Here is a 6,892-nt window from a genome sequence, read left to right on the forward strand (position 1 = left end):
ATTCCAATTACAGTAATGTAGGATTCACAAAAAAATGAATTAAAAAGAGGTGTATTTGTGGAATTTTTAGTTCGAAGAATGCAAGAAGGAGATATTAAAAAAGTACAAGATATTGCAAAAAAAACTTGGAATTCTACATACGAAGGGATAATTCCCTTAGATGTTCAAGAGAACTTTTTAAGTTCTGCATACAATGACAATAGAATGCACCAACGTATGGAGAAATCGATTATTCTTGTGGCTAATATTTCTGGAAAAGTTGTTGGTTTCGCTAATTTTTCTCGAGTAAATGACGACGGCATAGTCGGATTAGCTGCTATCTATATTTATCCTGAATATCAAGGTCAAGGAATAGGTTCAGCATTATTAGAGCAAGGCATCAAAGAATTACACGGAGTGAAAGAAATTTTTGTAGATGTTGAAAAGGACAATCTGTCCGGTGTAAAATTTTATGAAGCAAAAGCATTTGAAGTTGTTAGAGAGTTTGATGATGATTTCGATGGACACATACTGAAAACAATAGAAATGGTTTTAAAAGTATAAAAGATTAACCTTAAACACAACTTCACATTAATTTGAGGTCGTGTTTTCTATAGATCTCAATCTTAAAGTTTTAAAGAGCTTTAAAGAACATAGATTTTAACCCTCTATTAATAGTTTTGAACGTAACATAATGTGAATTAAGATACATTCAAATAGTGAAAAATCTCGTCACAAGATACTTAATCACGACAAAGCTAAAGGGATGGGACGATGCTGAAAAATGAATTAGATATTATACGACTGATACAAAAAGATGAATGATAGAGCTATTAAAAACTGTGAAATTAGTAGACCTTCCAAGTTGATGGATATGTGCAGGGTTTGTTCGTTCAAAAATCTGAGATACGTTACGTGGATTAGAAAAGAGGACCCATCTTCCTGATATTGATGTCATTTACTACGATAATAAAAATAGTAATGTTAGTTTACGTATCATGAGTTATTAGAAGTGACTAGAAATAGAGGTTGATTAGATGGAAGTAATGAAGAGACCTATTGTCATCGCAATTGCTAGTATTTCAGGTGGCGGAAAAACCACTATTGTTGAAAAATTGAATGAAGAACTACCAAATTCTGAAGCGCTTTACTTTGATGAGTACGATTTGGAAGGGCCAGAAAATGTAATTGATTGGATGAATCGAGGAGCTAATTATAATGAATGGAATCTCACTCCTATTGTAAAAGACTTAGAGAAATTAGTGACTAAACCTATCGATTACATTCTATTAGATTTTCCATTTTCCTACCAACATGCACAAACGCATTCTTTCATCAATGTTTCTTTCTTTATCGATACACCTTTGGATATTGCATTAGCGCGTCGAACAATCCGAGATTTTCAAGAGGGCTCTAAAGAAGATATTATTGAGGCTATGGCACATTATAATTCGCAAGGCAGACAGGCATACCTAGAGATGTTATCTACAATCAAGCCAGATGCTGACTTCATTATAGATGGATCTCAATCAGTAGCTAGGATTGTAAGGTTAATATTGGAAAAAGTATGAAAAACCCTCTAGATTAAGGTAGGAACTATTATCGGAAGAGAAAAAGCGAAAAACAGCTTTTTCTCTTTTTCTCTTTTTGTGTCTTTGAAAGTTTACTTTTACGCATGGTTTATTTACCAAAATTAGCTAGCTATCTTATTGTGGTATATGTATATTTGAAGAAACAATTACTAGGTTCCCAGTTTTTCAAATGGATAGTTTATGAACGACTTGAATAGAGAGGTTAAGGAGAATTAGAATGATTGAAAGAAATCAGACAGTCTATTTATTCAGGTAAATTTAAAACAGATATCAATTTGCAATTCACAAAGTTTTATTAACATGAGGATCGTTTGCCTTAACATGTTCTAGTTATATGAATTTTCGACTTCTCAAGTGTTGCTAAAAGAGTCTCCAACTAATAAGAGTTACCACTTCCTACGTTTAGGACCAAGCTTTGTTATTGCGAAAGAGTTTCAGGTCGTCCAAGTTGATGTTGAACATCGTCTTTAATAAAAAAGGGAAGTCATCAATTTTCAAGCAATGACTTCTGATTGGAGAACTTAGAATAGCGCAGGGAATGTAATGCAAGTGCAGTTAAGTTACTTTCATTTGTAAAGATAAATAGGAACGATTGAGGAGTGAAAGATGTTGTCTAAAATAAAAATTACTATAGAAGCTTTGAAGAAACGCCTAGATTCAAAAGGTCTTTTAGAAATTCAACAGGAAGATGGATATTTGGAGAAAGTGGAAGTGTTCTTTAATCCTCCCGCAACAGAAAAGGATCTGAAGAAATTGCCATTTAATGTACCAAAAGATTACGAAGAGTTTCTTCTACTGCACAATGGGGGACTTATTTTCAACTTTCCCGAATATGGAGGGGGCTTTGAACTTTTTACCATAGACGAGATATTGGAACATAGAGCCATCCCTGGTTTTGACTATCCGGATAACTGGTTTCCCATTGCCTATGGATACGATGGTTGCTATTTGATCGTGACAGACAAAATGGTAGGCAATGGCTATCTATATGTTATGGATACCGGCTATAACTTCGAGGATAATATGTTTATCGGCATGACCTTTGAAGACTGGCTTGAAAAAATCATCATCGCGCAAGGGTCGAAATTTTGGGAATGGGGATTCATTATTCCGTAAATATTAGATTGCTCCTATTGAACAATTTGAATGTCCCTGATAATGAATAAAATTACATACAGTTTTAAACAAATAAAAGAGGAGTTATTAAGGAGGTAGCTAAGTGGAATTGATATTTATTCGCCATGGACAAGGTGAACATACATTGAATTTACCTAAAAGTCTACATATGAATAATCCCTCTTTAACCATTCAAGGAAGGGGACAGGCGAAAAATTTAAGATCTTCGCTTCCATTAGCTACTGGGGATGTTTTAATTGTCAGTCCGACTTTCAGAACACTCCAAACGGCTTTGATTTGGAGTGAGAACATTGAGTGCAATCGATTGGTACATCCAATGGTTGCTCCCCGTATATTTCCTACACGACTAGCTGCTACGACATTGCCATGTGATGAATTGCTTGATTTCGAAAGACTTCAAGATGAGTTCCCAACCTTTGCTCCTGCACCAAATCTTACTTCTTCTTTGTGGGTGACAGGCATTAATGTCCTATGTGAAGATGAACTTAACCTTTTGGCTGAAGAGTTCATTGATTTTTGCAGGAGTTTTCAACGCGAGAGAATCTATATTGTCACGCATGACGGGACTATCACTTCATATCGGCAACAGATTTCAGGCCAACAGCTTACCAGAGAAGATTTCCTGCTAGAGACAGAGTATTTTCATCTTGTTGTGGAGTGATTCACAGAAAACCTGAATGTAATTTGTTAGCAAGTAAGTTACATTGGAATTCAAAATAAAAGGTTTCTACCAATACCTGTACTTTAGTTATGCTTAATACAAATAGTGAGGAGAATACTATATGCGCGAGAAAAAATCCGGGGGATTAAACGGAAGACTGAGAAAATGGTCAACCGGATCGAAGAAAATACGATGGCGTTTCCAACAAAATTCTACAACGGTAACTGGCATATGCACTTACCGGTTGGCCAAGATTTTATCAGCTCTGATAAAACACCATGGAAGGCCAAACGATTGTGCATTCAAACGTTATTGAATCGCGCAGAATATCTAAAAGGGCTGCAGCCACATGATGAAGAAAAATATCGTGTTGGTGTTTTAATTACCTTGCCTAGTTTATGGAATTCACAAATTATCATTTTCAAAGGGGAAGATGATTTTAAAGATTTCTTTACAAGGGATAGCGATTATTATAAATGGATTCCTCTTTCAAATAACAGGTCTATTCAAACTGACTGGAAGCTAGCCATTCCTAGCGATTTCGACATAGCTGGTTTTAAAGAAGTTATTGACGATGAGGATGGTTATTATGAAAGTGAAATTTGGTTTATAGGGGAAACTAAATAGAAGTTAACGATACTTCAAGAGAAATTAAATTTTTTAAATACTATCAACGCTAAAATTTAACAGATACTAGTAATAAAAAACACAGATTTAATGACGATATTCAAGGGAGTGCAAAAAGTTGTATTATTTTGTATTGATTTTAACGTTTATTGCTACCACTTTATGGTCCTACTATTTCTGGAAAATGATTAGGAGAAGGGGCAAGAGGAGATTCGCTTTTCACATCATTTTTTTCAGGTACGTCATTCCAGCTCTATTGTTATTCATTTTTGGCGTCACATTCATTTCTTACGCAATAGACTTGCCAGCCGTTATTGCGAAAGAACCTACCCGCTATGAAGGAACTTGCGAAATTGTTATGGAAGAACTCCGTGAAGATGTTTTTACGGTTGAAGCGGTATTTGATGATACATGGGCAGAGTATGAGCATGACGAGTTTCCGAAGATCAAAGAAGGCGAATATTACTGCAAAGTGGACTATTATCCAGGTTCGAGCATCGGCACGGGACTTCAGCTTTACTTAGAACAGGATGGAGCAGTAATTCCCACCAAATGATCCTACTTTAAAGGACATATGGTATACCAAGTTAATAGAAGGGATGCTTTCTCTTCGGAACATATATATTGGCAAAATATCAAATTATGGCTGAGTGCGAATGAATCTGATTCAACTTTATAGTATTGGAAGAGAAAAAGCGATAAGCAGCTTTTTCTCTTTTTTTGCGTCTAGGAACGTGCACTTTTACGAAAGGTTTTATTTCCAAAATTATCTAGCTATTGTTTTAAGTTGTGAGTATATTTAATATATAAATTTCGAAAACAGTGTCAACAATAACGGAAATAAGTTAGTGGAAAAAGACTATGAGCTGAATGTAGTTAGAGGGCAGTTAAGTTATATTTAATTTGGAATTTTAGAGGTTTTCATCTGAAGTTCCGAAATGGAGGAGACGTGAGTGAGATTAAGTGGTCAAGATGTTGAAGAAAAACTTATGGCGACAAACTACATCGATGCAGAACTAAAAGGAATCAATTATGATCATGTCAAGCATTTGGTGACAATGAAATATATGGGCAGCAGGGATGAAGAAAAAGAAGATAGGGAGTATACCGTTCTGTTTAAAGAGTGTTTCTCCGCCAACTTTAATACGTGGCTGGAAGGGGCAGAAGGAGATATTCCACAATCGCCCAATGAGGTCGCTTTCTATTTTCATGACATTTCGATTAGAGAGATTGTAGTGGAAGGAGTTTCTCTTTATCAAGTTAAAATGGTGATTCCCATGATGGATTGTCAGATTACCTGCAAATCAATCGCAATAGTTAGAAGTTGAAAGTAGCTTATTGTGAATTAGGTTATTTTTACTTTCTGATAAAAATAAGCTTTGAATCATATTTCTGAATGGATAATAACATACATATCTTGAATTTACGAAAGAAAGAAAGCGACCAGTAGCTTTTTCTCTTTTTTATGTCTGGGAATGTAAACTTTCACCATTAGGGTTCGCCATAAAATAGGTGTTTACTAGCAGTAACAAGCTCAGCATAAAATTCAAGTTTTCTATATTCAATTTCATTAAATTTATTTCCCTTTTCATAAAATGAATCAGGTAATTGATATCTTAGCGAGATAAATTTCATCATAGGCGGTTTGTTGGATCATCAACGCTTTACGGCGAATGCCTTCAGATTCATAGCCATGCTTATGTAAAAAAGTGAGAGCCAGCGAATTTGTTTCTAGTACACTAACTTCAAGGCGATGAATGCCTTTTTCTGCTGACCATGCCTCTGCTTTTTGGAGAAGTAAAGATCCGATTCCGTTGCGCTGTGAATCCTTTTGAATGCCTATTCGCAAACTAGCACGATGGCTGGCTCGATGAGCTTTATATCCTTCAATCATTAAGTAACCGACGTGCTGTCCATTTAAAATAGCCAAAAGAATGAGCGAGTGTCCACTTTGATTCCATTCAATGATTTGTTTTCTTGTTTTTTGTGAAGACAATAATCGTTCTCCATGTCCGTATAAGAAAAAATCTGATTCGCCTTCAATTTTTTTCTGCAAGTTTGAAAGGGAACTTGCATCACCATGTGCGGCAGGACGAATTAATAAGATATTTTCATTAGCTGGAGCATTGTCTTTATCGTTCGCCGCTTCTATTCGAACGAAAACAACGTAGCGTTTAGGTTCTACATGAGTAACGGCGTATCCTGCAGCTGTCCAAGCTAGGTAATGCTTGGCTGGTGCTTTGGTTTTTTTCCACCAACTGTAACTCAAATAAGCAGCATTCGGAAGGCTTTGACCCATGATTTTTTCGATTTCTGTAAATTGTAAAGTAATGGTTGGATTTTTTGTTGCTGAGAAATAATTTGCTAAAGGGATATATTTCTTTTCAATTTTTATGTTCATACGGATATCTCCTCCTTGCCGGTACTCCGGAACTCTTAGTAAAAGCGAAACAGCACAAGCAACTTGAAGCTTGTGCCCATGCTGATTGAATAAAAATAGGGTTAAGCCCACACATATCGTTTAAATGCGATATTGTGTTAAACCTGATCTTGGTTTGTTTAAACAACTTTTGTTCTTGTTAATAGAACGTAAAAAGGTGAAGAATAGATTTCTTTTTTGGAAATTAGCGAGAAATTTCCTGTTTCTTCTATAAGAATATCCGACTAATTTACCTTTCATTATTTGGCTTATTTAATATAAGCTTTGGAAAATCTAAAGATAAAAATAAAAAAAGTTTTTTGTGAAAAAGTGATCTAAAACAAATCCCTTTGCGTTATGCCTGTATAACGAAAAAATAAAAAAGAAAAAAGGGAGCGATTTAGATGAAATTAAACAAAGTACTTTTAGCCGTACCACTTAGCCTATCATTATTGGTGCCAACAGCGGCACTAGCGG

General features: G+C 35.3%; 8 protein-coding genes. 7 read left to right on the plus strand and 1 reads right to left on the minus strand.

Annotated elements, in window-relative coordinates:
• The first annotated feature begins 57 nt into the window (after positions 1–57).
• The 7 genes from GPDM_RS06565 (at position 58) to GPDM_RS06595 (ending at position 5,324) form a co-directional block, all read left to right on the plus strand.
• Positions 58–543, plus strand: a complete 486-nt coding sequence (locus GPDM_RS06565; protein WP_008430093.1) for a GNAT family N-acetyltransferase — start codon at positions 58–60, stop codon at positions 541–543.
• 473 nt (positions 544–1,016) lie between these two features.
• Complete coding sequence (locus tag GPDM_RS06570) at positions 1,017–1,550, plus strand: nucleoside/nucleotide kinase family protein (protein ID WP_008430094.1); 534 nt, start codon at positions 1,017–1,019, stop codon at positions 1,548–1,550.
• Between the two features lie 630 nt (positions 1,551–2,180).
• Positions 2,181–2,687, plus strand: a complete 507-nt coding sequence (locus GPDM_RS06575; RefSeq protein WP_008430095.1) for an SMI1/KNR4 family protein — start codon at positions 2,181–2,183, stop codon at positions 2,685–2,687.
• Between the two features lie 103 nt (positions 2,688–2,790).
• Positions 2,791–3,369 (plus strand): histidine phosphatase family protein, encoded by a 579-nt coding sequence (locus tag GPDM_RS06580; RefSeq protein ID WP_008430096.1) that lies wholly within the window; start codon positions 2,791–2,793, stop codon positions 3,367–3,369.
• Positions 3,370–3,534: 165 nt separating this feature from the next.
• Positions 3,535–3,996, plus strand: coding sequence for a DUF3916 domain-containing protein (locus tag GPDM_RS06585; RefSeq protein ID WP_008430097.1), 462 nt, complete (start codon positions 3,535–3,537; stop codon positions 3,994–3,996).
• A 118-nt stretch (positions 3,997–4,114) separates the two neighbouring features.
• Complete coding sequence (locus GPDM_RS06590; protein WP_008430098.1) at positions 4,115–4,552, plus strand: hypothetical protein; 438 nt, start codon at positions 4,115–4,117, stop codon at positions 4,550–4,552.
• 397 nt (positions 4,553–4,949) lie between these two features.
• Complete coding sequence (locus GPDM_RS06595) at positions 4,950–5,324, plus strand: hypothetical protein (RefSeq protein WP_008430099.1); 375 nt, start codon at positions 4,950–4,952, stop codon at positions 5,322–5,324.
• Positions 5,325–5,596: 272 nt separating this feature from the next.
• On the opposite strand, the gene GPDM_RS06600 is transcribed toward GPDM_RS06595, so the two are convergent.
• Positions 5,597–6,397 carry a GNAT family N-acetyltransferase gene (locus GPDM_RS06600; RefSeq protein ID WP_008430100.1) on the minus strand — a complete coding sequence of 267 codons (801 nt, stop codon included), beginning with the start codon at positions 6,395–6,397 and terminating at the stop codon, positions 5,597–5,599.
• Between the last annotated feature and the right edge of the window lie 495 nt (positions 6,398–6,892).

The sequence above is a fragment of the Planococcus donghaensis MPA1U2 genome (genome assembly GCF_000189395.1).
Taxonomy (GTDB): domain Bacteria; phylum Bacillota; class Bacilli; order Bacillales_A; family Planococcaceae; genus Planococcus; species Planococcus donghaensis_B.

What these genes read in the sequence shown, in the direction of transcription:
- GPDM_RS06570 (WP_008430094.1), top strand. Translation starts at nt 1,017, where the DNA reads ATGGAAGTAATGAAGAGACCTATTGTCATCGCAATTGCTAGTATTTCA.
- GPDM_RS06585 (WP_008430097.1), top strand. Translation starts at nt 3,535, where the DNA reads ATGGTCAACCGGATCGAAGAAAATACGATGGCGTTTCCAACAAAATTC.
- GPDM_RS06600 (WP_008430100.1), bottom strand. Translation starts at nt 6,397, where the DNA reads ATGAACATAAAAATTGAAAAGAAATATATCCCTTTAGCAAATTATTTC.